Annotated in this window: 22 protein-coding genes; 15 read left to right on the top strand and 7 right to left on the bottom strand. The window is 66.6% G+C overall.

The genetic code is table 11. From position 1 onward, the window contains the following. Positions 1-25 precede the first annotated feature (25 nt). From V8U06_RS12050 to groES, 3 genes are all read right to left on the bottom strand, one after another. Positions 26-472, bottom strand: a complete 447-nt coding sequence (locus tag V8U06_RS12050) for a hypothetical protein (RefSeq protein WP_427140806.1) — start codon at positions 470-472, stop codon at positions 26-28. 583 nt (positions 473-1,055) lie between these two features. Beyond that, a complete protein-coding gene (groL, locus tag V8U06_RS12045; protein ID WP_427140805.1) occupies positions 1,056-2,693 on the bottom strand; it encodes a chaperonin GroEL in 1,638 nt (545 codons plus the stop codon). 53 nt (positions 2,694-2,746) lie between these two features. Next, positions 2,747-3,043, bottom strand: coding sequence for a co-chaperone GroES (gene groES / locus V8U06_RS12040; RefSeq protein ID WP_097135412.1), 297 nt, complete (start codon positions 3,041-3,043; stop codon positions 2,747-2,749). 320 nt (positions 3,044-3,363) lie between these two features. Between groES and V8U06_RS12035 the strand changes: the two genes are divergently transcribed. From V8U06_RS12035 to V8U06_RS12010, 6 genes are all read left to right on the top strand, one after another. Next, the gene (locus V8U06_RS12035) at positions 3,364-4,212 is read left to right on the top strand and encodes a TIGR01459 family HAD-type hydrolase (RefSeq protein WP_427140804.1); all 849 of its coding nucleotides are present in this window, start codon (positions 3,364-3,366) and stop codon (positions 4,210-4,212) included. A 20-nt stretch (positions 4,213-4,232) separates the two neighbouring features. After that, entirely contained in the window at positions 4,233-5,213 is a 981-nt protein-coding gene (locus V8U06_RS12030) for a bifunctional riboflavin kinase/FAD synthetase (RefSeq protein WP_427140803.1), read from the top strand. A 71-nt stretch (positions 5,214-5,284) separates the two neighbouring features. Further along, positions 5,285-5,572 carry a hypothetical protein gene (locus tag V8U06_RS12025; protein WP_427140802.1) on the top strand — a complete coding sequence of 96 codons (288 nt, stop codon included), beginning with the start codon at positions 5,285-5,287 and terminating at the stop codon, positions 5,570-5,572. Between the two features lie 257 nt (positions 5,573-5,829). Further along, the gene (gene ileS / locus V8U06_RS12020) at positions 5,830-8,721 is read left to right on the top strand and encodes an isoleucine--tRNA ligase (RefSeq protein WP_427140801.1); all 2,892 of its coding nucleotides are present in this window, start codon (positions 5,830-5,832) and stop codon (positions 8,719-8,721) included. Positions 8,722-8,898: 177 nt separating this feature from the next. Further along, positions 8,899-9,510 (top strand): hypothetical protein, encoded by a 612-nt coding sequence (locus V8U06_RS12015; RefSeq protein WP_427140800.1) that lies wholly within the window; start codon positions 8,899-8,901, stop codon positions 9,508-9,510. A 47-nt stretch (positions 9,511-9,557) separates the two neighbouring features. Next, entirely contained in the window at positions 9,558-10,043 is a 486-nt protein-coding gene (locus tag V8U06_RS12010; RefSeq protein WP_226920195.1) for a GNAT family N-acetyltransferase, read from the top strand. Here V8U06_RS12010 and V8U06_RS12005 read toward each other — a convergent pair whose 3' ends face one another. Beyond that, complete coding sequence (locus V8U06_RS12005; protein ID WP_427140856.1) at positions 10,044-10,472, bottom strand: nucleoside deaminase; 429 nt, start codon at positions 10,470-10,472, stop codon at positions 10,044-10,046. A 99-nt stretch (positions 10,473-10,571) separates the two neighbouring features. Between V8U06_RS12005 and V8U06_RS12000 the strand changes: the two genes are divergently transcribed. From V8U06_RS12000 to V8U06_RS11990, 3 genes are read left to right on the top strand one after another with little or no spacing between them, the layout of a single operon-like run. Then, on the top strand, positions 10,572-12,440 hold the full coding sequence (locus V8U06_RS12000) for a pseudouridine synthase (RefSeq protein ID WP_427140799.1): 1,869 nt from the start codon (positions 10,572-10,574) through the stop codon (positions 12,438-12,440). Between the two features lie 6 nt (positions 12,441-12,446). Next, positions 12,447-13,007 (top strand): 16S rRNA (guanine(966)-N(2))-methyltransferase RsmD, encoded by a 561-nt coding sequence (gene rsmD / locus V8U06_RS11995; protein ID WP_427140798.1) that lies wholly within the window; start codon positions 12,447-12,449, stop codon positions 13,005-13,007. 26 nt (positions 13,008-13,033) lie between these two features. Then, complete coding sequence (locus tag V8U06_RS11990) at positions 13,034-13,903, top strand: patatin-like phospholipase family protein (protein WP_427140797.1); 870 nt, start codon at positions 13,034-13,036, stop codon at positions 13,901-13,903. A gap of 45 nt (positions 13,904-13,948) precedes the next feature. Here the strand turns inward: V8U06_RS11990 and V8U06_RS11985 are convergent, their stop codons facing one another. After that, on the bottom strand, positions 13,949-15,733 hold the full coding sequence (locus V8U06_RS11985; RefSeq protein WP_427140796.1) for a monovalent cation:proton antiporter-2 (CPA2) family protein: 1,785 nt from the start codon (positions 15,731-15,733) through the stop codon (positions 13,949-13,951). A 109-nt stretch (positions 15,734-15,842) separates the two neighbouring features. Between V8U06_RS11985 and V8U06_RS11980 the strand changes: the two genes are divergently transcribed. From V8U06_RS11980 to lpxK, 6 genes are all read left to right on the top strand, one after another. Then, entirely contained in the window at positions 15,843-17,189 is a 1,347-nt protein-coding gene (locus V8U06_RS11980; protein WP_427140795.1) for a TldD/PmbA family protein, read from the top strand. 4 nt (positions 17,190-17,193) lie between these two features. Further along, the gene (locus V8U06_RS11975; RefSeq protein WP_427140794.1) at positions 17,194-17,997 is read left to right on the top strand and encodes a 3'(2'),5'-bisphosphate nucleotidase CysQ; all 804 of its coding nucleotides are present in this window, start codon (positions 17,194-17,196) and stop codon (positions 17,995-17,997) included. A gap of 113 nt (positions 17,998-18,110) precedes the next feature. After that, positions 18,111-18,347: a DUF4170 domain-containing protein gene (locus V8U06_RS11970; protein ID WP_226920187.1), complete on the top strand. Its 237-nt coding sequence runs from the start codon at positions 18,111-18,113 to the stop codon at positions 18,345-18,347. Between the two features lie 107 nt (positions 18,348-18,454). Next, positions 18,455-19,768: a lipid IV(A) 3-deoxy-D-manno-octulosonic acid transferase gene (gene waaA, locus V8U06_RS11965; RefSeq protein WP_427140793.1), complete on the top strand. Its 1,314-nt coding sequence runs from the start codon at positions 18,455-18,457 to the stop codon at positions 19,766-19,768. Positions 19,769-19,779: 11 nt separating this feature from the next. Further along, positions 19,780-20,514, top strand: coding sequence for an HAD family hydrolase (locus V8U06_RS11960; protein WP_226920185.1), 735 nt, complete (start codon positions 19,780-19,782; stop codon positions 20,512-20,514). 96 nt (positions 20,515-20,610) lie between these two features. Continuing rightward, a complete protein-coding gene (lpxK, locus tag V8U06_RS11955) occupies positions 20,611-21,651 on the top strand; it encodes a tetraacyldisaccharide 4'-kinase (RefSeq protein WP_427140792.1) in 1,041 nt (346 codons plus the stop codon). A gap of 42 nt (positions 21,652-21,693) precedes the next feature. Here lpxK and V8U06_RS11950 read toward each other — a convergent pair whose 3' ends face one another. Together V8U06_RS11950 and mutL are read right to left on the bottom strand one after the other, a co-directional pair. Continuing rightward, positions 21,694-21,930: a DUF2093 domain-containing protein gene (locus V8U06_RS11950; RefSeq protein WP_226920183.1), complete on the bottom strand. Its 237-nt coding sequence runs from the start codon at positions 21,928-21,930 to the stop codon at positions 21,694-21,696. Positions 21,931-22,017: 87 nt separating this feature from the next. After that, positions 22,018-23,823, bottom strand: a complete 1,806-nt coding sequence (gene mutL / locus V8U06_RS11945) for a DNA mismatch repair endonuclease MutL (RefSeq protein ID WP_427140791.1) — start codon at positions 23,821-23,823, stop codon at positions 22,018-22,020. Between the last annotated feature and the right edge of the window lie 58 nt (positions 23,824-23,881).

Raw genomic sequence — 23,881 nt, 5'->3', positions numbered from 1 at the left:
TGCTTTTCGATTGCCGTAAGGCAGCTTACTGCCGCTTGAAGCGGCGCCCCGCCAGGTCGATCTGGAAGCGCGGAAAGATGAAGACGCCGATGATCGTGCCGGCATATTTCTCCTCGAGACCCGTCGATTCCCCGACGCAGAACACCGGCTGGCGCGGCGCGCCGTCGAGATGGATGGTCGTCGAGAAACAGAAGGACGACGAGGAGGCCGCGGCCTGCTCGAAGAGTTCCAGCACACGCGTGCGATCGAGCGGCTCGTAACAGCGGATGAGGTTCAGGAGGCCGCAGGTGCGCTGCGGCAGGCCATGCGCCTGCATCGCCTTTTCGCCGAGCGCGAAGAGGCCGTTGGAGAGATCGCCGGTCCAGCGCTCCGTCACGCAATATTGCGTCAGCAGCTCGTTGTCCGTGTCGTCGAAATCCATCGAGCCCGGCAGGAAGGGCGACGAGAGATCGGTCTTGATTATTTTGAACACCTACGACCCCAGGGCAGTTGCTCGAATTGAATCCGCACGTCCCACCCTTGCTGGGAACGACATGCTAAAAAGCGGCCCCCGGCTGACATTCCCTCGAAGTCCGCCGAACCACTTTCTCATGTACTGAACTGCGTCCGGCTCCTGCGATGTGCATCGGATCGGACGTACGCGCAAAAACTGCCGGTGACGCTCCCTCAAGGTCGTCCGGCAATTATGGGATTACGGGAATTCCGGCTGCGCACCGACTGGCTATCGAAAGCTGGCGCCTGAACCCCAGTGAATCTTTAAAGTTCACTTGGGGCGACTTTATAGTGGGTTTTTTGATACCATCAACGGCTTTTTGATAATTATTGTACAATTGAAAAAATTCTTTTCACGGCAACGATGCAGCCCCGCGACCGCCCGGGCAAACAAAAAGGGCGATCCGAAGACCGCCCTTTCCGAACTGAACCGGTTTGGCTCAGATGCAAGACCCGAAAGTCTTACATCATGTCCATGCCGCAGTTCAGCGCGCTTGACGCGCTGAACCACTTAAGTGCATGGGCGAAGCTTGATGGTCACGTTGCGATAGGCTGTTCGCCTATCACATCATGTCCATGCCGCCCATACCGCCCATGCCGCCCGGCATTGCCGGAGAGTCCTTCTTCGGCAGTTCGGCGATCATGGCTTCCGTCGTGATCAGCAGCGAAGCAACCGAAGCGGCGTTCTGCAGGGCCGTGCGGACAACCTTGACCGGGTCGACGATGCCGAGCTGGATCAGGTCGCCATATTCGCCGGTCTGGGCGTTGTAGCCGTAGTTGTCTTCGTTCTTCTCGAGGATCTTGCCGACGACGATGGAGGCTTCGTCACCTGCGTTGTCAGCGATCTGGCGAACGAGGGCCTGGAGCGCGCGGCGGATGATGTTGATGCCGGCTTCCTGGTCGTCGTTGACGCCCTTGACGGTGATCTTCGTGGAGGAACGGAGCAGGGCAACGCCACCGCCCGGTACGATGCCTTCCTGAACGGCAGCGCGCGTCGCGTTGAGGGCGTCGTCGATGCGGTCCTTCTTTTCCTTCACTTCGATTTCCGTCGAGCCGCCGACGCGGATGACGGCAACGCCGCCAGCGAGCTTGGCAAGGCGTTCCTGCAGCTTCTCGCGGTCGTAGTCCGAAGAGGTTTCTTCGATCTGGGCCTTGATCTGCGCGACGCGGCCTTCGATTTCAGCCTTCTGGCCGGCACCGTCGACGATCGTCGTGTTTTCCTTGGAGATCGAAACCTTCTTCGCACGGCCGAGCATGTCGAGCGTGACGTTTTCGAGCTTGATGCCGAGGTCTTCGGAGATGACAGTGCCGCCCGTCAGGATGGCGATGTCTTCGAGCATGGCCTTGCGGCGGTCGCCGAAGCCCGGAGCCTTGACGGCAGCGATCTTGAGGCCGCCACGCAGCTTGTTGACGACGAGCGTAGCAAGGGCTTCGCCTTCGACGTCTTCAGCGACGATGACCAGCGGCTTGCCGGTCTGGACGACGGCTTCGAGAACCGGGAGCATGGCCTGGAGGTTCGACAGCTTCTTCTCGTGCAGGAGAATGAAGGCGTCTTCGAGGTCTGCGACCATCTTTTCCGGGTTGGTCACGAAGTAGGGCGACAGGTAGCCGCGGTCGAACTGCATGCCTTCGACGACTTCGAGTTCGGTTTCGGCGGTCTTGGCTTCTTCAACCGTGATGACGCCTTCGTTGCCGACGCGCTGCATGGCTTCGGCAATGTCGAGGCCGATCTGGCGCTCGCCGTTGGCCGAGATCGTGCCGACCTGGGCAACTTCTTCCGAGGTGTTGATCTTCTTGGCCTTGGCCTGGAGATCCTTGACGACTTCGGCAACGGCGAGGTCGATGCCGCGCTTCAGGTCCATCGGGTTCATGCCGGCGGCAACAGCCTTGGAGCCTTCGCGAACGATGGCTTGGGCGAGAACCGTTGCGGTCGTCGTGCCGTCGCCGGCGATGTCGTTGGTCTTCGAAGCGACTTCGCGGACCATCTGGGCGCCCATGTTCTCGAACTTGTCTTCCAGTTCGATTTCCTTGGCGACGGAAACGCCGTCCTTGGTGATGCGCGGTGCGCCGAAGGACTTGTCGATGACGACGTTACGACCCTTCGGGCCGAGCGTTACCTTGACTGCGTCTGCGAGGATGTCGACGCCACGCAGCATCTTTTCGCGCGCGCTGCGGCCGAACTTTACTTCTTTGGCTGCCATTGTGAGAACTCCTGAAGAGGTGTCAGCTGAATTGGGAAGGAATTATCGGCGGATCAGCCGATGATGCCCATGATGTCGGCTTCCTTCATGATCAGAAGGTCTTCGCCGTTGAGCTTGACTTCGGTGCCCGACCACTTGCCGAACAGGACGCGGTCGCCAACCTTGACGTCGAGAGCGACGATCTTGCCGCTTTCGTCACGGGCGCCGGAACCGACGGCGACGATTTCGCCTTCCTGCGGCTTTTCCTTGGCGGTATCCGGGATGATGATCCCGCCCTTGGTCTTTTCTTCGGACTCGACGCGACGAACGACGACGCGGTCGTGAAGCGGGCGGAAGTTGGTGCTTGCCATTGTCTTTTCCCTCGATCAAATGACATTGCGGATCACGAAACGGATCCGTTGGATTGGTGTTAGCACTCCTCTTTGCAGAGTGCTAGCGGAGCCGAGATAGGCGGCGGCACGTTCGGAGTCAAGAACGGCGCCTTCAATTTATTTCGGCCGGAATGGTTACCGCCGCCCGCCAGATGGGGGTGCTGTCGCACGCCATCAAGTCAACATCGTGAATTTTCGGCTGTTTCCCTGTGGACGGGGCAAAATTGCGTGGAGAGGCTTGTTTTCTTGCCGTCCCTTTGCAATGTCAGCCGGGCTCGATTTCGACACGGGAAACCCTGATGGCTCAACGCATCCAATCCTTCCGCGACATCGCCGCGCAGTATGACGTGGTGCTCTGCGACGTCTGGGGCGTCCTGCACAACGGCGTCGAGGCCTTTTCCTACGCCTCCGAGGCGCTGGCCGAAGCCCGTGCCGCGGGCCTCGCCGTCGTGCTGATCACCAATTCGCCGCGCCCGCATCCCGGCGTGAAGGTGCAGATCCGCGGCCTCGGCGTGCTCGATGAGGCCTATGACCGCATCGTCACCTCGGGCGACGTCACCCGTGCGCTGATCGAAGCCGCGCCGAAGAAGGTCTATTTCATCGGGGCGGACAAGGATTCTCCGCTGCTCGACGGTCTCGGCACCGAAGAGGTCGGGGCGGACGAGGCCGAGGTCGTGGTCTGTGCGGGTCTGCGCGACGACGAGGTGGAGACGATCGAGGACTATCGCGCGGAGCTGACGGCGCTCGCCGCCCGCAAGCTGCCCTTCATCTGCGCCAATCCCGATCTCGTCGTCGAACGCGGTCACAGGCTCATCCCCTGCGCCGGTGCGATCGCACAGCTTTACGAAGACCTCGGCGGCACGACGCGCATCGCCGGCAAGCCGCATCGCCCGATCTACGAAAAGTCGCTGGCCGAGGCGCGCGCGGTGCACGGCGACTTCGACATGTCCCGGGTGATCGCCATCGGCGACGGCATGCCCACCGACGTGCGCGGCGCCGAAGCCTATGGCCTCGACGTGCTCTATATCTCGGGCGGCATCCACGCCCAGCACTATGTCGAAGCCGGCCGCACCGACGAGGCGAAGCTGGACGCCTTCCTCGCGCAAGAAAACGCCCACCCGAAATGGTGGATCCCCCGGCTGCAGTGACGGGGACGGAGGCGGTCGTCATGACGGTATTTCACAGGAACGAGACGAAGCAGCCGCTGCCGGAGCATCTGCATGGCGGTGTCATCGCCATCGGCAATTTCGACGGCGTGCATCGCGGCCACCAGGCCGTTCTGCAGCGTGCGCTCGACATCGCCGCGGCGCGCGGCGTTCCCGCGCTGGTGCTGACCTTCGAGCCGCATCCGCGCACCGTCTTCCGCCCGCAAACCCCGGTGTTCCGCCTGACGCCCGCGCCGCTGAAGGCGCGCATTCTCGAAGGCATGGGCTTTTCCGCCGTCATCGAATATCCCTTCGACCGCTCGTTCTCGGAAATCTCCGCCCACGATTTCATCCGCGACATCCTGATGGACTGGCTGCACGCCTCCGAGGTCGTCACGGGCTTCGACTTCCATTTCGGCAAGGGCAGGGAAGGCGGACCGGCCTTCCTGATGGCGGCCGGCGAGGAGAACGGCTTCGGCGTGACGCTGGTCGATGCCTTCCGGGACGAGAACGCCTCGGTCATCTCCTCCAGCTTCATCCGCTCGCTGCTCGGCGAGGGGGCCGTCACGGAAGCGGCCGGCCAGCTCGGCTATCGCTACACGGTCGAAGCCGAGGTGATCGGCGGCAAGCAGCTTGGCCGCACGCTCGGCTTCCCGACCGCCAACATGCAGCTTCCGCCCGAGGCGGAACTGCGCAACGGCATCTACGCCGTGCGCTTCCGCCGCCCCGATGGCAGCCTCCATGACGGCGTCGCCAGCTACGGCCGCCGCCCGACGGTCGATACGGACGGCGCGCCGCTGCTCGAAACCTTCCTCTTCGACTTCTCCGGCGATCTCTACGGCGAAATCTCCGCCGTCTCCTTCTTCGGCCACCTGCGGGACGAGTTGAAGTTCGACGGCCTCGATGCGCTCGTCGTGCAGATGAAGCGCGACGAGGAGGAGGCGCGGGCGCTGCTGGCCGGCGTGCGCCCGCTCGGCGCAATCGACCAGCGGCTCTGTTTCTAGGCGCCATGCGCGAAGAGCCCTGCGCCATCCATCTCTTCCGTTCGGCCGGTTTCGCCCCTTCGGGCGACACGATGGTTAGCATTGCCCCGGTGGAAAGGGTCGTCGCCGTCTATGGCGGCGGCGGAGCCTTCGACGCCGATGGGCTGCGTGCGGCCTTTGGCGGGGCGGCCGTCTTCAGGCACGAGGGAACGGGCGCGTTGTTCGCCGGTGTCTGGGGCACGCGCAATGCCGCCCGCTTCCGCCGCGAGATGCGCGCGCGCATGCCCGTCGTCCTTCATCGCGAGGCGCCGGACGTGCGTCTGGTCATGCGCAGCGCGGAGGACAGGCGGCCCGCCAGGCCGCCGCTCGCCGGCACGTAGCGGACTTTCGCATCGCCACGCCGTCGATTGCGGCGCGTGCCGTCTTTTCAAAAGGCTGAAAAGGCCGTAAGACCGCGCGCATGATGCTCCACCGGCTGACCATCGATCTGCGAATTAGTGGCCCGGCCTTCCGCGCGCTCTGAGCGAGGCCGGAAGGTCCGGGATTTCGGGTGTTTGTGAGAAACGCCCCCGCCGTCAGTACCTGACAATATTTCCCCGCATGCGCGAATGCGCGCGAAAAGACGATAGCCCTATCCATGACCGATACGCCCGAAAAAGTCGATTATTCGTCCACCCTCTACCTGCCGCAGACGGATTTCCCGATGCGCGCCGGCCTGCCGCAGAAGGAGCCGGAAACGGTGTCCCGCTGGCAGAAGATGGACCTCTACAAGAAGCTGCGCGCCTCCGCCGCCGGCCGCGAGAAGTTCGTGCTGCACGATGGCCCGCCCTATGCCAACGGCAACATCCATATCGGCCACGCGCTGAACAAGATCCTCAAGGACGTCATCACCCGCTCGTTCCAGATGCGCGGCTACGACGCCAACTACGTGCCCGGCTGGGACTGCCACGGCCTTCCGATCGAATGGAAGATCGAGGAAAAGTACCGCGAAAAGGGCAAGAACAAGGACGAGGTCCCGGTCAACGAATTCCGCCAGGAATGCCGTGACTTCGCCAGCGGCTGGATCAAGATCCAGGCCGACGAGTTCAAGCGCCTCGGCATCGAGGGCGACTTCGAAAACCCCTACACGACGATGAACTTCCACGCGGAAGCCCGCATCGCCGGCGAACTCCTGAAGATCGCCAGGTCCGGCCAGCTCTATCGCGGCTCCAAGCCCGTCATGTGGTCGGTCGTCGAGCGCACGGCGCTGGCCGAGGCCGAAGTCGAATATGCCGATGTCGAGAGCGACATGATCTGGGTGAAGTTCCCGGTCGTGGAAGGCGCCGCGGACCTTACGGGCAACTATGTCGTCATCTGGACGACCACGCCCTGGACGATCCCCGGCAACCGCGCCATCGCCTTCTCCTCGCGCTATCCCTACGGCCTCTTCGAGGTCGAGAGCGCGCAGAACGATTTCGGCCCGCAGCCCGGCGAAAAGCTGATCTTCGCAACGCGTCTTGCCGACGAGGCAGCCGCCAAGGCGAAGCTCACCTTCAAGTTCGTGCGCGACGTCGAGCCGGCGGAACTTGCCGCCATCACCTGCGCCCATCCGCTCAAGGACCTCGGCTACACGTTCCCGGTTCCGCTGCTCGACGGCGACCACGTCACCGACGATGCCGGCACGGGCTTCGTGCACACCGCGCCGAGCCACGGCCGCGAGGACTTTGACGCCTGGACGGCCAGCGCCCGCGAACTGGAAGCGCGCGGCATCTCGTCCAGGATCCCGTTCCCGGTCGACGACGCGGGCTTCTACACGGCCGACGCTCCCGGCTTCGACGGCGCGCGCGTCATGGACGACAACGGCAAGAAGGGCGATGCCAACGAGCGTGTCATCAAGGCGCTGATCGCCTCCAACACGCTGTTCGCCCGCGGCCGTCTCAAGCATTCCTACCCGCATTCCTGGCGGTCCAAGAAGCCGGTCATCTTCCGCAACACGCCGCAGTGGTTCGTCTACATGGACAAGGAACTGGGTGACGGCACCACGCTGCGCTCGCGCTCGCTGAAGGCGATCGACGATACCCGTTTCGTGCCGGCGAGCGGCCAGAACCGTCTGCGCGCCATGATCGAAAGCCGGCCGGACTGGGTGCTCTCGCGCCAGCGCGCCTGGGGCGTTCCGATCGCCGTCTTCGCCGACGAGAACGGTGAGGTTCTGCTGGACGAGGCCGTCAATGCCCGCATCCTCGATGCCTTCGAGAAGGAAGGCGCCGACGCCTGGTTCGCCGATGGCGCCAAGGAGCGCTTCCTTGGCAACGACCACGACGCGGCCAAGTGGACGCAGGTCATGGACATCCTCGACGTCTGGTTCGACTCGGGCTCCACGCACACTTTCACGCTCGAAGACCGTCCGGACCTGAAGTGGCCGGCCGACGTCTATCTCGAAGGCTCGGACCAGCATCGCGGCTGGTTCCATTCCTCGCTGCTCGAAAGCTGCGCGACGCGGGGCCGTGCGCCCTACAACGCCGTCGTCACCCATGGCTTCACCATGGACGAGAAGGGCGAGAAGATGTCGAAGTCCAAGGGCAACGTCGTCTCGCCGCAGGACGTGATGAAGGAATCGGGTGCCGATATCCTGCGCCTGTGGGTCATGACGACGGACTACTGGGAAGACCAGCGCCTCGGCAAGACGATCATCCAGACCAACATCGACGCCTACCGCAAGCTGCGCAACACGGTGCGCTGGATGCTGGGCACGCTGGCGCACGACACGGGCGAGGAGATCGCCCATGCCGACATGCCGGAGCTGGAAAAGCTGATGCTGCACCGGCTCTCGCAGCTCGATGCCGTCGTGCGTGAGGGCTACGACGCCTTCGACTTCAAGAAGATCGCCCGCGCGCTGATCGACTTCTCCAACGTCGAGCTCTCGGCCTTCTACTTCGACGTCCGCAAGGATGCGCTCTACTGCGACGCCCCGTCCTCGCTGAAGCGCCGCGCCGCGCTCTGCGTCATCCGCAAGCTGTTCGAGTGCCTCGTCACCTGGCTGGCGCCCATGCTGCCCTTCACGATGGAAGAGGCCTGGCTGTCGCGCAGGCCCGACGCCGTCTCGGTCCATCTGGAGCAGTTCCCCGCCGTGCCGGCCGAATGGCGCGACGATGCGCTGGAAGCCAAGTGGGAGAAGATCCGCGACGTGCGTTCGGTCGTCACCGGCGCGCTGGAAATCGAACGCCGCGAGAAGCGCATCGGCGCCTCGCTGGAAGCCGCTCCGGTGGTCTATGTCGACGATCCGGAGCTGCTGAAGGCGCTGGAAGGCCAGGACTTTGCGGAAATCTGCATCACCTCGGCCATCGCCATCGTCGCCGGCAACGGCCCGGCCGACGCCTTCCGCCTGCCGGAAGTCGCCAAGGTCTCCGTCGAGCCGAAGCTCGCCGAAGGCGCCAAGTGCGCCCGTTCCTGGCGCATCACGACGGATGTCGGCTCGGATGCCGACTATCCCGATGTCTCGGCCCGCGACGCCGCCGCGCTGCGTGAGATCGGCTTCCGCCGCGCCGCCTGAGAGGGCGCGCCTGTTGACGGCCGGGTCTTTCCGGCCGTCGATTTGCCGGCATGAATTGCGCTTGCCTGTTTCATCCGGTAATGCTGCCTGAAAATGGTCGGATTGTTCCGCCATGGCACGGCGGACTATTGCCGTGTGATTGGTTGTCGGCGTACCGGCTCTGCTGGAAGGGTGTTCATGGGAATGACGCGAAATATTCGGGTGCGGACCGGCCTCCTCGGCCTTCTCGGCGGTAGCCTCCTTCTCACCGGCTGCATGGGCCCCACCTACGGCACGAGCAAGACGGCCGGCGAACAGCTCATCGACGACCTCGGCGATGCCATCATGGTTCAGTCCTCGAGCAACGAGGAAGCCAAGAAGATTCGCTACCAGCCGCGCGGCAGCCTGGTCGTGCCGAAGGACAAGGTGGCGCTCGCCAACCCGCAGCAGTCCGTTTCCGGCAAGGACAATCCGGAATGGCTGGAAAGCCCCGAGGAAATGCGTGAGCGCCTGCGCCTGGAAGCCGACGAGAATTCCGGCAGCACCAACTACCGCTCGCCGCTCGCCTCCCAGGGCACGACGAACCGCAAGCTTTCGTCCGCCGAGCAGACCGCTGCCTATCGCGAAGCGCGCCGGCTGCAGATGGGCGCCTATGCCGACAAGCGCCGTTACCTGAGCGATCCGCCGGTCGAGTACCGCCGCATGCCGGAAGAGGCGCAGGCCGATCTCGGCGAACCGGAAAAGCAGAAGGAACGCCGCCGCAAGAAGGAAGCCAAGGCGGCCAAGCAGGGTTCCTGGTGGCCTTTCTGAGGTAAGTCCGCAGCGCGGTTCTACGCAAAACGGGAAGGCTCCGATCGATGACGGACTATCGCATCCGCCCGGCGACACCGGCCGACGCCGGCGTCATCCTGCGGTTCATCCGCGAACTTGCCGACTACGAAAAGGCGCTGCACGAGGTTGCCGCGACGGAAGAGACCGTCGCCGCCTCGATCTTCGGCGAAGGCTCCGTCAGCCATGCGGCGATCTGCGAAACCGAAGCGGGCGAGCCCGCCGGTTCCGCCATCTGGTTCAAGACCTATTCCACCTGGCAGGCCAGGAACGGCCTCTATCTCGAAGACCTCTATGTCACGCCCGCCCATCGCGGCGCCGGCGTCGGCAAGATGCTGCTGCGCCATCTCGCGCGCGTCGCCGTGGCGGAGGGCTGCGGGCGTTTCGAGTGGAGCGTGCTCGACTGGAACGAGCCGGCGATCCGCGTCTACGACGCCATCGGCGCCGAACAGCAGACCGAATGGATCCGCTACCGCCTGACGGGCGAAAAGCTGAAAGCCTTCGCGGCGGGCTGATCAGCGCCGCTCGGTGAAGAAATCCTTCAGGATATCCGCGGCCTCCGTGCCGCTGAGGCCGGAATAGACGTCCGGCGCATGGTGGCAGGTCGGCTGCGCGAAGAAGCGCACGCCATTGTCCACCGCGCCGCCCTTCGGGTCCTCCGCGCCGTAGTAGAGCCGGCGGATGCGGGCGAAGGAAATGGCGGCGGCGCAGAGCGTGCAAGGTTCCAGCGTCACATAGAGATCCGCGCCCGTCAGGCGCTCCTGCCCGAGCTTGCGGGCGCCCTCGCGGATCACCGCGACCTCGGCATGGGCGGTCACGTCGTTCTCCGCCCGGGTGCGGTTGCCCGACTGAGCGATGACCGTGCCGTCCTTGACCAGAACCGCCCCGACGGGCACCTCGCCGCGCGCGCCGGCGGCCCGCGCCTCGGCAAGCGCGATCTCCATGAAGCGGTTTGTCACGACATGATTTGTCACGCGCGCACGAATTCCTCTTAACCCCGGACGCCTGACCTGATAGGACACGGCAAAACGCAGGCAGCACAAATGACATTCAAAGACAAGCCAAAACGGCCGGGCGCCAAGCCCGCGGGCCGTGACACCAAGCCGCGTGGCGCCGCATCGGCGGCCGCGGGCAAGAAATCCTTTGCGGCCGACAAGCCGGCCGGCAAGAAGCCGGGCGGCAAACCGTTCGCTGAAAAATCCGCGCCGCGCGATGCCAAGCCCGCCCGCGCCGGCAAACCCGCGCCGGCCGCCTCGGCTGCGGCGGAGCTTGCGCCCGAGCGCATTTCCAAGCTGCTCGCCCGCGCGGGCGTGGCCTCGCGCCGCGACATCGAGCGCATGATCATGGAAGGCCGCGTCAGCGTGAACGGCACGGTGCTGGACACGCCCGTCGTCAACGCCACCTTCGCCGACCGCATCGAGGTCGACGGCGTTCCGGTGCGCGGCATCGAGCGCACGCGCCTCTGGCTTTACCACAAGCCAGCCGGCCTCGTGACGACGAATGCCGATCCCGAGGGCCGCCCGACCGTCTTCGAGAACCTTCCCGAAGACCTGCCGCGCGTCATGTCCATCGGCCGCCTCGACATCAACACCGAAGGCCTGCTGCTGCTGACCAATGACGGCGGCCTTGCCCGCATGCTGGAACTGCCGACGACCGGCTGGCTGCGCCGCTACCGCGTGCGCGCCCACGGCAAGATCGAACAGGCCGATCTCGACAAGCTGAAGGAAGGCATCGCCGTCGACGGCGTGCTCTACGGCGCCATCGACGCGACGCTCGACAAGGCGCAGGGCTCCAACGTCTGGCTGACGCTCGGCCTGCGCGAAGGCAAGAACCGCGAAGTGAAGAACGTGCTCGGCGCGCTCGGCCTCGACGTGAACCGCCTGATCCGTATCTCCTACGGCCCGTTCCAGCTCGGCGAACTGCCGGAGGGACACGCCCAGGAAATCCGCGGCCGCACGCTGCGCGACCAGCTCGGCCCGCGCCTCATCGAGGAATCCAAGGCCAATTTCGACGCGCCGCTCTTCGACCACGCCGCCGAGGAAGCCGAGGAGAAGCCGGCCCGCAAGCCCCGTGCCGAGGCCGCGCCCGCCTGGGGCGGCGAAAAGCCCGCCGGACGGCATGAAAAGCCCGCGGACCGCCGCGAGAAGGCCCGTGCCCGCCTCGACACCAAGCGCGACGACCGTTTCGGCGACAAGCCGCGCGGTGGCCCGCGTGACCGGGATCGCGATGACGACCGCTTCGAGGCCAAGCCGAAGCGCGAGCCGGCGACCCGCGCCCGCAAGTCCAATGTCTGGATGGCGCCCGGCGCCCGCCCGGTTGCGGAAAAGAAGGCCGAAAGCGCCGAGGGCGTGAAGCGCGAGCCGCGCGAGCGCCCCGATGGCGCGCCCAAGACCAAGCGCTACGGCCGCACGAACGAAGGCGCGCTGACGCGTTCGGCCAAGAAGTTCGATCCGGACCGCAAGGGTCCGGCTCGCGGCCGCCCCGGCGACGACCGGGTGGAAAAGCCGCGCATCCTGAAGACACGCGACGAGGACGGGGAATGGATCCGCGCCTCCGAGCCGGAACAGCGCGACGAAGGCGGCCGCGGCGGCTTCGGTGGCCGCCGGCGCTCCGGCGACGACCGTCCCTTTGGTGATCGCAAACCGCGCGCCGAAGGCGAGCGGTCTTTCGGCGACCGTCCGGCCCGTGGCGATCGCAAGCCGCGTGCGGAAGGAGAACGTTCCTTCTCGGATCGCCCGCCGCGCCGTGACGGTGGCAAGCCGTTTGGTGGCAAGCCCGGCGGCGGCAAATCCTTCGGCGGCAAGCCGGGTGGACGCCCGGCCGGTGGCAAGCCCGGTGGTCGCCCCAGCGGGGATCGCCCCGGTGGCGGCCGTCCCGCAGGCGGCAGCCGCCCGCGCGGCAAGGGGAAGTAAGCGGCAGTGCGCATCGTCGGCGGAGAGTTCCGCGGCCGGTCGCTCGCGACACCGAAGTCGGACGATATCCGTCCGACGACGGACCGCACGCGCGAAAGCCTGTTCAACATCCTGAACCACGCCTATACGGACGCGCTGGACGGCACGCGCGTGCTCGATCTCTTCGCGGGAACCGGCGCGGTCGGCCTCGAGGCGCTGTCGCGCGGCGCGCGCGCCGTGCTCTTCGTCGAGCAGGGCGTCGAGGGCAGGGGGCTTCTGCATTCCAATATCGAAGCGCTCGGCGTCATCGGCCGCGCCAAGATCTTCCGGCGCGACGCCACCGCGCTCGGCACGGTCGGCACCATGGAGCCGTTCGATTTCCTCTTCGCCGATCCGCCCTATGCGAAGGGTCTCGGCGAGCGCGCGCTCGATGCGGCCGCCCGGGGCGGCTGGCTGGTCGACGGCGCCCTTGCGATCCTGGAAGAGCGCGCCGATATTCAGCCTGTCGCGGTCGATGGTTTCGAGATGCTCGAAACGCGCACCTTCGGCGACACGCGCATGCATTTCTATCGCTACCGGTCCGGCTGATCCTGCGGCCCGAGGAGACCTGAGCAATGACCGATGCCCTCGTTTCCCTGCCAGCATCCACAGCAAGCGGCCCCACCGTCGCCATCGCGCTCGGCGGCGGCGGGGCGCGCGGCCTTGCCCATATCCATGTCATCGAGGTGCTGGACGAACTCGGCATCCGCCCGGTGCTGATCGCGGGCGCCTCCATCGGCGCCATCATGGGCGCGGCCATGGCCGCCGGCCTGTCGGGCCGGGAAATCCGCGAACACACGCTCGCCTCCATCGGCCGCCCCGGCCGGCTGGTCAACCGGCTCTGGAGCCTGCGTCCCACGCGCTTTTCCGATATCGGCGGCTTGCGCGTCGGGCATTTCAACCTGGAGCGCGTGCTCAAGGCCTTCCTGCCGGAGACCCTGCCGGAGACCTTCGAGGCGCTGCCCATTCCGCTCAAGGTCATCGCGTCGGATTACTACGCCCAGTGCGAATGCGTCTGCGACAGCGGCCCGCTCTTGCCGGCGCTCGCCGCCTCCGCCGCGCTGCCGGCGATCTTCCGACCGGTGATCATCGGCAACCGCGTGATGATCGACGGCGGGCTCTGGAACCCCGTGCCCTTCGATCACCTTGCCGGCAAGGCCGACATCACCATCGGCGTCGATGTCGTCGGCCAGCCGCCGGCCGGCACGGCGGAGGTGCCGAGCGGCATCGACAGCCTTTACGGCGCCACCCAGCTCACCATGCGCTCCATCGTCACGCTGAAGCTGGAAAAGGGCGCGCCGGATATCTTCCTGCGGCCGGAGGTCGGGCGCTTCCGCGTGATGGATTTCATGAAGGCCGAGGAGGTGCTGGCCGCCTCGGCGGGCATTCGCGACGACCTGAAGCGGGCGCTGGAGGCAAAGCTCGCGGCGCTCGGCGCACGGTAGCATCCGCTCCGCCCTGCCGGGCAGAGCGGTGGCGGCAGGCCTGCCTCACGCGTCCTCTTCCTCCGTCAGCGCCTTCTTCTTCGGCTTGACCAGCGGTTCCGGCTTCACCGGCTTGGAATGCAGCATGTGCCGCCCGGCCGTGATGCCCTCGGCGGCCTGCAGCTCCAGCCGCGCCACGTCGCGGCGACGGATGTCGTCGCCGATCGCCAGCGCGTCGTCCGGATCGACGCCCAGTTCCTCCAGCGTTTCCCGGCCGAAGACGAGGGCGGATTCGAAGGTCTCGCGCACGTCGTGCTGCACGCCCCGCGCCCTGAGCGACAGCGTGTGCACGCGGTCGTAGGAGCGCACGAAGAGTGTGGCATTGGGATATTCCGACTGCACGAGGTCGACGATGCGGTCGGTCGCGGCCTTGCCCTGCGTGCAGATGGCGACGATCTTCGCCCGCTCGATGCCGGCCGCGCGCAGCACGTCCTTGCGCGTGCCGTCGCCGAAATAGATGCGAAAGCCGAAATTCGCCGCCTGGCGCACGCGGTCGGTCGAATGGTCGATGACCGTCACCTCGCGCCCGCCGGCAAGCAGGATCTGCGCGGCGATCTGGCCGAAGCGCGAGAAGCCGATCATCAGCACGTCCGCCCCGGCGCCCTCGAAATCCTCCTCCATTTCCTCTTCCGCATCCTCGACGAGGAGGAAGCGGGAGAGGGCGGCGGCAATCGGCGTCAGCGCCATGGAGATGGTGACGATGGCGATCAGCAGCGAGGCGAGCCCGCCGGAGAAGATGCCGGCGGCCGCGGCGGCGGTGAACAGCACGAAGCCGAATTCGCCGCCCTGCGGCAGGACGAGCGCGATGCGCACCGCATCGTTGTGCGAGGAGCCGGTGAAGCGGCAGAGGCTGTAGATGACGAGGCTCTTGACCAGCATGACGGCGGGCGTGGCGATGAGGATCGTCAGCCAGCTCGAGAAGATGACGTCGAGATGCAGCGACAGGCCCACGGCCATGAAGAACAGGCCGAGCAGGATACCGCGGAACGGCTCGACATCGGCCTGCAATTCATGGCGATAGGAGGAATCGGCCAGCAGCACGCCGGCGAGGAACGCGCCCATCGCCATGGAAAGCCCGGCCATCTGCAGGAGCATGGCGGCGGCGAGCACGACGAAGAGCGCGGCGGCGATCATCGCCTCCCGCGCGCCGGTGCGGGCAATGACCTGGAACAGCGGATTGAGCAGGTAGCGGCCGGCGACGAGCAGTGCGGCGATGGCCGACAGCGCGATCAGGAAGTCCTCGAAGGCGCTGGTCGTGTCCTCCGGCGCCTGCTCGGCGAGCAGCGGGATCAGCGCCAGCAGTGGCACGATGGCAAGATCCTGCAGGAGCAGCATGGAAAAGGCGCGCTGGCCATAGCGGGTGTTGGTGTCGCCGCGCTCGTCGAGGATCTGCATGGCGAAGGCGGTGGAGGAGAGCGCCAGGCCGAAACCGATGATCAGCGCGCCGTCCCATTGTTCCAGATCGAAGGCGAGGGTCAGCCCCGCCAGCGCCAGGCCGGTGATGACGACCTGCGCCATGCCGAGGCCGAAGATATCGTGCCGCATCGCCCAGAGACGCGAGGGCTTCAGTTCCAGCCCGATGAGGAAGAGCAGGAAGACGACGCCGAGTTCGGCGACGCCCAGCAGCTCCTCGCCGTCGCGGATCTGGTGCAGGATCGGGCCGATGACGACGCCGGCGGCGAGGTAGCCGAGAATGGTGCCGAGCCCCAGCCGCTTGAAGATCGGCGCGGCAAGCAGCGCGCCGCCGAGCATCAGCAGGACCTCGTTGTAGGGGCTGTGGGTATAGGGCATGCGGAGGGCTTTCTGCTTGATGGCGCCGGCTCTGCGGCAAAAAAGGAGCGGCCTCCCTTGATGCCCGTGCCGGTGCACAATAAATGGGGCAGCAAAGAAAGGCCAAGTCATGTCAGAGACGATCGATTCCGCAAGCCTTCTCGCGCGTGCCGGTGAACTCATCGACCGCGCCATTCAAGCGGGGGCCGATGCGGCCGATGCCGTCGTCGTCCGGGGCCGATCCTCTTCGGTCAGCGTGCGGCTCGGCAAGGTCGAGGGCACCGAGGCCTCCGAGAGCGACGATTTCTCGCTGCGCGTCTTCGTCGGCAAGCGCGTCGCCAGCGTCTCGGCCAATCCCGGCTTCGACCTGAAGGTGCTTGCCGAGCGCGCCGTCGCCATGGCCAAGGCCTCGCCGGAAGACCCCTATGCCACGCTCGCCGACAAGGCCGACCTTGCGACGGACTGGCCCGATCTCGAACTCTTCGACCCGACCGCCGTCACCGCCGAGCAGTTGACGGAAGCCGCCCTTGCGGCGGAGGCCGCAGCGCTTGCCGTCTCCGGCGTCACCAATTCCGGCGGGGCGGGCGCTTCGGCCGGCATGGGCGGGCTGGTGCTCGCCACCTCGCACGGCTTTTCCGGCGCCTACAGCGCCAGCCGCTTCGGCCGTTCCGTCAGCGTCATCGCCGGCGAAGGCACGAAGATGGAGCGTGACTACGACTTCGATTCGAGCCTCTATTTCGCCGATCTGCGCGATGCCGCAGAGATCGGCCGCGAGGCGGCCGCCCGCGCCGTGCGCCGGCTGAACCCACGCCAGGTGCCGACGGCCAGGAATGTCACCGTCGTCTACGATCCGCGCGTCGCGCGCGGCATTGCCGGCCACATCGCCGGCGCCATCAACGGCGCCGCTGTCGCCCGCAAGACCAGCTTCCTGCGCGACCGCATGGGCCAGCAGGTGCTGAAGGCGGGTCTTTCGGTCACCGACGACCCGCTCATCGTGCGCGGCTCCTCGTCCCGCCCCTTCGACGGCGAAGGCATCACGGGCGCGCGCCTCGCCATGATCGAGGACGGCGTGCTGCAGCACTGGTTCCTCTCCACCTCCACCGCCAACGAACTCGGCCTCAGGACGAACGGCCGCGGCGTGCGCGGCGGCACCTCGGTCAGCCCGGCCTCCACCAACCTTGCGCTGGAGCCCGGCGACATTTCACCGGAGGACCTGATCCGCTCCGTCGGCAACGGCTTCTACGTCACCGAGCTGATCGGCCAGGGCGTCAACATGGTGACGGGCGAATACAGCCGCGGCGCCTCCGGTTACTGGATCGAGAACGGCGAGCTCACCTTCGCGGTCTCGGAGGTCACCATCGCCTCCAACCTCACCGACATGTTCCTGCACATCACGCCGGCGAACGATATCGACCGCTCCTTCGGCGTCGCCGCGCCGACGCTGGCCATCGAAGGCATGACGCTTGCCGGGACGTGAGACCATGACCACCCCAGCCGCCTGGAATGCCGATCTCGACCTTCTCGTCGGCGCCGCGCGGCTGGCGGGCGCCCGCGCGCTCGATTTCTTCCGCAAGGGGCCGGATGTCTGGTGGAAGAACGGCGGTCGCTCGCCGGTCAGCGCGGCGGATTTCGCCGCCAACGACATCCTCAAGAAGGAACTGCTCTCCGCCCGGCCGAATTACGGCTGGCTGTCGGAGGAGACGGATGACGACGCCGGCCGGCTCGATTGCGAGACCGTCTTCGTCATCGATCCGATCGACGGCACGCGCGCCTTCATCGCCGGGAAGGACGTCTGGTGCGTCAGCGCCGCGGTCGTCCATCACGGCCGGCCGGTGGCGGGCGTGCTCTTCGCCCCGGCGCTCGACGAACTCTTCACCGCGGCCGCGGATGGCTCGGTGCTGAAGAACGGCAAAGCCATCGCCGTGACCGGGGCCGACGCCGCGCGCCCGATGCGCATCGCCGCCGCCGAGGACATGGCACAGGGTATCGACCGGACCATGACGGGCGGCGTGCACCGCATCTCCCATGTGCCCTCGCTCGCCTATCGTCTCGCCATGGTGGCGGACGGCCGTATCGACGCGACGCTGGTCAAGCGCAATTCGCACGACTGGGATCTGGCGGCCGCCGACCTCATCCTGACGCGGGCCGGCGGCGCGCTCGTGACGCTCGATGGCAAGCCGCTCGTCTACAACCGGCCAACCGTCAGCCACGAGACGCTGGCCGCGGCCGGCCTGTCCCGGCTTTCCGGGCTTGTGGAGGCCTCCCGGCACCTCGCCGGCCATTGACCTTTCCCGCGGAATCCCGCAAACCGTCTGCCGAAATCGGCATATTGAGGCAATTCCAAAAAAGCGGGGACCGGCTTCCCGCCCGGAATTGCGAAAGAACAAAAGAGAGAAACATGACCGACTCGACCGAGCCCAAGCAGCTTCTTCATCTCGTTTTTGGCGGCGAACTGAAGACCCTTGCGGACATGCAGTTCCGCGACCTCAATGCCCTCGATATCGTCGGCATCTTCCCCGATTATGCCAGCGCGCTCGCCGCCTGGAAGTCGAAGGCCCAGCAGACCGTCGACAACGCCCATATGCGATACTTCATCGTGCACATGCACCGCCTGCTGGATCCGAAGGAAGCCTGAGCCCCGCGTTTCGACACCGTCCCGCGCGGCCGCGCCGCGCCGGACAGAAGGACAGGACCGTTCATGATCCTTGATCGCCCCAAAGCCGCAACGAGGGTGCCCCGCCCATGAGCAGACGGCTCGCCCGCGCCGCGCTTGCCCTTTACCGCTGGGGTGGCCTCGCGCTCTATCCGGTCGTCGGTCCCTATCTCGCGCTGCGCGCGGCCAAGGGCAAGGAAGAGCGTTCCCGGCGCCGCGAGCGTTACGGCGTCGCCAGCATCGAGCGGCCGCATGGCCCGCTGGTCTGGTTCCACGCGGCCAGCGTCGGCGAGACCAACGCCATCGTGCCGCTGATCAAGGAAGTGCGCCGCCGCGGCATCGCCGTCGTGCTCACCACCGGCACCGTCACCTCCGCCAAGGTCGTACAGGATCGCCTCGGCAACGACGTCATCCACCAATATGTGCCGCTCGACCTGAAGCCGGCGGTCAGCCGCTTCCTCGAATACTGGCATCCCGACCTTGCCATCATGGTGGAATCGGAAATCTGGCCGATGACCATCCTGGAACTCGGCAAGCGCCACATTCCGCAGGTGCTGGTCAATGCCCGCATCTCGGACCGCTCCTTCCCGCGCTGGAAGCGCCGGCATGCCATCGCCGATGCGCTCTTCGAAAACTTCGCGCTCGTCATCGCTCAGTCGGAGACGGATGCCGAACGGTTCCGCACGCTCGGCGCGCTGCCGGTGCTGGTTTCCGGCAATCTCAAGGTCGATACGGATGCGCCGCCGGTCGATCCCGTCGCGCTGAAAACCTATCTCGACCAGATCGGCACCCGGCGGACCTGGGCGGCGATCTCGACCTTCGAGGGCGAGGAAGCGGCGGCCGGCAACGTGCACCGGGTGCTGAAGGAACGCACGGGCCTGCTCACCATCATCGTGCCGCGCCATCCCGAACGGGGCGATGCCATCTTCGACATGCTGACGGCGCGCGGCCTCAAGGTCGTCAGGCGCACCTCCGGCGAGCCGCTGACGCCCGATACCGACGTCTTCCTCGGCGACACGATCGGCGAAATGGGGCTTTACCTGCGCATGACGGAGATCGCCTTCGTCGGCCGCTCGCTCTTTGCCGAAGGCGGGCAGAACCCGCTGGAACCGGCCATGCTCGGCTGCGCGGTTCTGTCGGGCGGCAATGTGCAGAATTTCCGCGAGGCCTATCAGCAGCTTGCCCGCAATGGCAGCGCCAAGATGGTGCGCGATGTGGAAATGCTCGCCAAAGGCGTGCACTATCTGCTCATGAACGACGAGACGCGCCGGCAGATGATCGAGGCAGGACAGGAGACCGTGCAGGAAATGCGCGGGGCCCTGCGCGCCACGATCAAGGGGCTGGAGCCCTACATCAATCCGCTTACCGTGAAGGCGCGCCTGCACCCGCGCCAGACCTCCTGAAAGGACGGACCATGACCAAGGCAGCGACGATTTCCGGCATCCTCTTCGACAAGGATGGCACGCTGCTCGATTATGCCAAAAGCTGGGTGCCGGTGAATTACGAGCTTGCCCGCATCGCCGCCGCCGGCGACGAGGCGCTCGCCCGCAAGCTGCTGGTCGCGGGCGGCATGGATCCCGATACCGGCTATGTCACGCCGGACAGCCTGCTGGCCGCCGGCAACACGGTGGAGATTGCCGAGGGCATGGTCGGCGCCGGTGCGCCCTTCACGGTGGAAGCGCTCTCGGAGCTTTTCGACGGGCTCTTCGCCAATTCCGCCCAGCTTGCCGTCGCCGTCACCGACCTTGCCGATTTCTTCGCCACCATGCATGCCCGCGGCTACTGGCTCGGCGTCGCCTCCAGCGACAACGAGGCCTCGATCCGGGCGACCGCCAAGCGCTTCGGCTTCGAGAACTACCTGCACTATGTCGCCGGCTATGACAGTGGCTTCGGCATCAAGCCGGAACCGGGCATGGTGCTCGGCTTCTGCGCGGCGACGGGCCTCGAACCGCACCAGGTCGCCGTCGTCGGCGACAACAATCACGACCTGCATATGGGCCGCAATGCCGGCGCCGGTCTCACCGTCGCCGTGCTGACGGGCACCGGCTCGCGAGAATCCCTGTCGGCCGCCTCGGACTATTGCCTCAACGACATCACGGAACTGGTGCCGATCTTCCCCGAAGCGGCCGCGGCGCGCCCGGCGGCGTGAGCACGCATCGCAGCACCGTGCCCCCGGTTGCTTTTCCCGCCATTCTCGCGTTTCTTGAGGCCCAAGGACCGGGCAGGGACGCCCGCGGGGGATATGATGGTAAGTGAAGCGCCGCCGTTCTGGTGGACGAAGCCGGACTGGCGCGCCTATGCGCTCTGGCCCGTCTCGCGCCTCTATGGCTGGGTCGCCGGCCGGCGGCTGCGCAAGGGGCAGCGGGTCGAGGTGCCGGTGCCGGTCATCTGCGTCGGCAATTTCACCGTGGGCGGGGCCGGCAAGACGCCGACCGCCATCGCCATCGCCCGCGCCGCCAAGGCGCGCGGCCTCAAGCCCGGTTTCCTATCGCGCGGCTATGGCGGCTCGCTGGATGTGACCACCGTCGTCGATCCCCACCATCACCGCGCCCGCGCCGTCGGTGACGAGCCGCTGCTGCTCGCCCGCGAGGCGCTGACCGTCATTTCGCGCAAACGCGTCAAGGGCGCGATGACGCTGGTGGAGGCGGGCGCCGACCTCATCATCATGGACGACGGCTTCCAGAGCGCGCAGCTCACCTTCGACTATGCGCTGCTCGTCATCGACACGCGCCGCGGCATCGGCAACGGCCATCTGGTGCCGAGCGGGCCGGTGCGCGCGCCGCTGGGCGAACAGATGCGGCAGGCAAGCGCGCTGCTCGCCATCGGCGACGGCGATGCGGCCGACCGGCTGATCCGCCAGGCCGCCCGCGCCGGCAAGGCCATCCATCCGGCGACGCTCGTCACCGTCGGGGCCGAGGACCTCAGGGATCAGGTCGTCATGGCCTGGTCGGGCATCGCCGACAACGAGAAGTTCTTCCGCACGGTGAACGAGACTGGCGCGCATCTCTACGTCACCCGCAGTTTCCCGGACCATCACTATCTCAGCGACGATGAGGTGAGCGAAATCCTCGACCATGCCGAAGGGCTCGGCTACCGGCTCGTCACCACGGCCAAGGACAGCGTGCGGCTCGGCGGCGGGCACGGCCGGTCGGAGGAGCTGAAGGAGAAGAGCCGGGTGATCGAGGTGGAAATCCGCTTCGACGACCCGAAGGGGCCGGATGCGATCATCGATGCGGCGATTGCCAATGCGCGCCGGCGCAAGCTGCACCGGCTGGCGGAGAAGTAGATTTTCGAGGAGAGAGAGGCCCGGTCCCGGTGCTTTCGGGGCTCAGCGCTTCTGGTTCGGCAGGGCGCCGGCACGCTGTTCCGCATCCAGCGAGGCGGCGCAGCTGACATAGGCTTCCTGCCGCGCGACGCTCCAGTAGCGCAGCTCGTCGACCGGGATCGTTTCGCCGGTCATGGCGCAGGTGACGTGCGAGCCGGGCATCAGGATCTGGAAATCGCCGTCGAGATAGCGGATCTTCGCTTCCCGGCTGCCGCCCCGGCCTTCAAAACGGTTCATCATCGATTTCAATATCCGTATCATCCGATCGTCATGCAATATCGCGGCAGGCGCGAAATAGCCAGCCCCCGCACGTGTCCAAGGCTGCCGTCAGCTCCGGCCGAACAGGCGCTCGATATCGGAAAGCTTCAGCTCGATATAGGTCGGCCGGCCGTGGTTGCACTGGCCCGAGCCGGGCGTCGCCTCCATCTGGCGCAGGAGCGCGTTCATCTCCTCCGGCCGCATGCGCCGGCCCGAGCGCACCGAGCCGTGGCAGGCCATGGTGGCGGCAAGATATTCCAGCTCGTTCCTGAGGCCGCTCGCCGTGTCCCATTCCGCCAGCTCGTCGGCAAGCTGGCGGATAAGGCCGGCCGCATCCATCTCGCCGAGCATGGCCGGCGTCTCGCGCACGGCGACGGCACCCGGGCCGAAGCGCTCGATGCCGAGGCCGAGTTTTGCGAATTCCTCCGCATGGGCGACGAGCCGGTCGCAATCGTCTTCCGGCAGGTCGACGATCTCGGGAATCAGCAGCGCCTGCGCCGGCACCGCGCGGGCATGCAGCGCATTGCGCATCGCTTCGAAGACCAGCCGTTCATGGGCGGCATGCTGGTCGACGATGACAAGGCCGTCCTCGGTCTGCGCGACGATGTAGTTCTCGTGCAGTTGCGCCCGCGCCGCGCCGAGCGGATGGCGCTGGGGCGGTTCTTCCTCACGAAATCCCGTGGCGGCCGGCGTGAAGGCCGGCTCGCTGCGGGCCGAGGGCGCGGCGAAGTCGGCAAAGCCTGTCTGCTGCGCGCGCAGGGGCATCGCGGCGGGCGCGGCCTCGAAGGGCCGGTAGGGCGAGGCGGCGGGTGTCCAGGGCGCGGGGGGGCGCGCTGCTTCCGGGCGGAAGGCGCGCATCAGGCCGCTGGCGCCCGTGGTGGAGGCGCGGTCGCCCTCCCGGGCCAGCGCCTCACGGATCGCGCCGATGATAAGGCCGCGCACGAGGCCGGGATCGCGGAAGCGCACGTCCGATTTGGCGGGATGCACGTTGACGTCGACCAGCGCCGGATCGATGTCGAGGGAGAGCACGGCGACCGGATAGCGCCCGTGCGGGATCGTCTCGGCATAGGCAGCCCTCAGCGCCGACCAGATCAGCTTGTCCTGCACCGGCCGCCCGTTGACGAAGGCGAACTGGTTGAGGCTGTTGCCGCGATTGAAGGTCGGCACGCCGGCAAAGCCGGTCAGCCGCACGCCTTCGCGCTCGGCATCGATCTCGATGGCATTGTCGCGGAAATCCCGGCCGAGCACCTGGGCGATGCGGGCAAGCCGGTCCGTGCCGGTCGCGGGGAATTCCAGCGTCGTGCGGTCGGAGCCCGACAGCACGAAGCGCACATGGGGAAAGGCGATCGCCATGCGCCGCACCACGTCCGAAATCGCCGAGGCCTCGGCCTTCTCGCTCTTCAGGAACTTGAGGCGTGCCGGAGTGGCGAAGAAGAGATCGCGCACCTCGACCACGGTGCCTCGGTTGGCGGCGGCCGGGCGCACCGGTTCCACCTTGCCGCCTGTCACGCTGATCTCCGCGCCTTCGCCGGCCTCCGCCGTGCGGCTGAGCAGCGAGAGCTTCGCGACCGAGCCGATGGAGGGCAGGGCCTCGCCGCGGAAGCCGAGCGTACGGATGTCGAGCAGGTCCTTGTCGAGCTTGGAGGTGCAGTGCCGCCGGATCGCCAGTTCCAGGTCGGCCGGCGCCATGCCGCCGCCATTGTCGGTGACGCGCAGCAATGTCTTGCCGCCGCCGGCCGTGGCGATCTCGATACGGGTCGCGCCGGCGTCCAGCGCGTTCTCGATCAGCTCCTTGGCAGCGCTCGCCGGGCGTTCGATCACTTCGCCCGCGGCGATCTGGTTGATGAGGGTCTCGGAAAGCTGCCTGATGGTCATGCGGTCATTTTCGCGGATTCGGCGGCGCGCCGCCAGTGGTGGGATCGGCTTATCCCGG

It is taken from the genome of Shinella sp. G-2 (assembly GCF_050172695.1).
Taxonomy (GTDB): Bacteria; Pseudomonadota; Alphaproteobacteria; order Rhizobiales; family Rhizobiaceae; genus Shinella.
The sequence above is the reverse complement of the archived record's forward strand: the minus strand, read 5'-3'. Positions and strand labels throughout refer to the sequence as shown.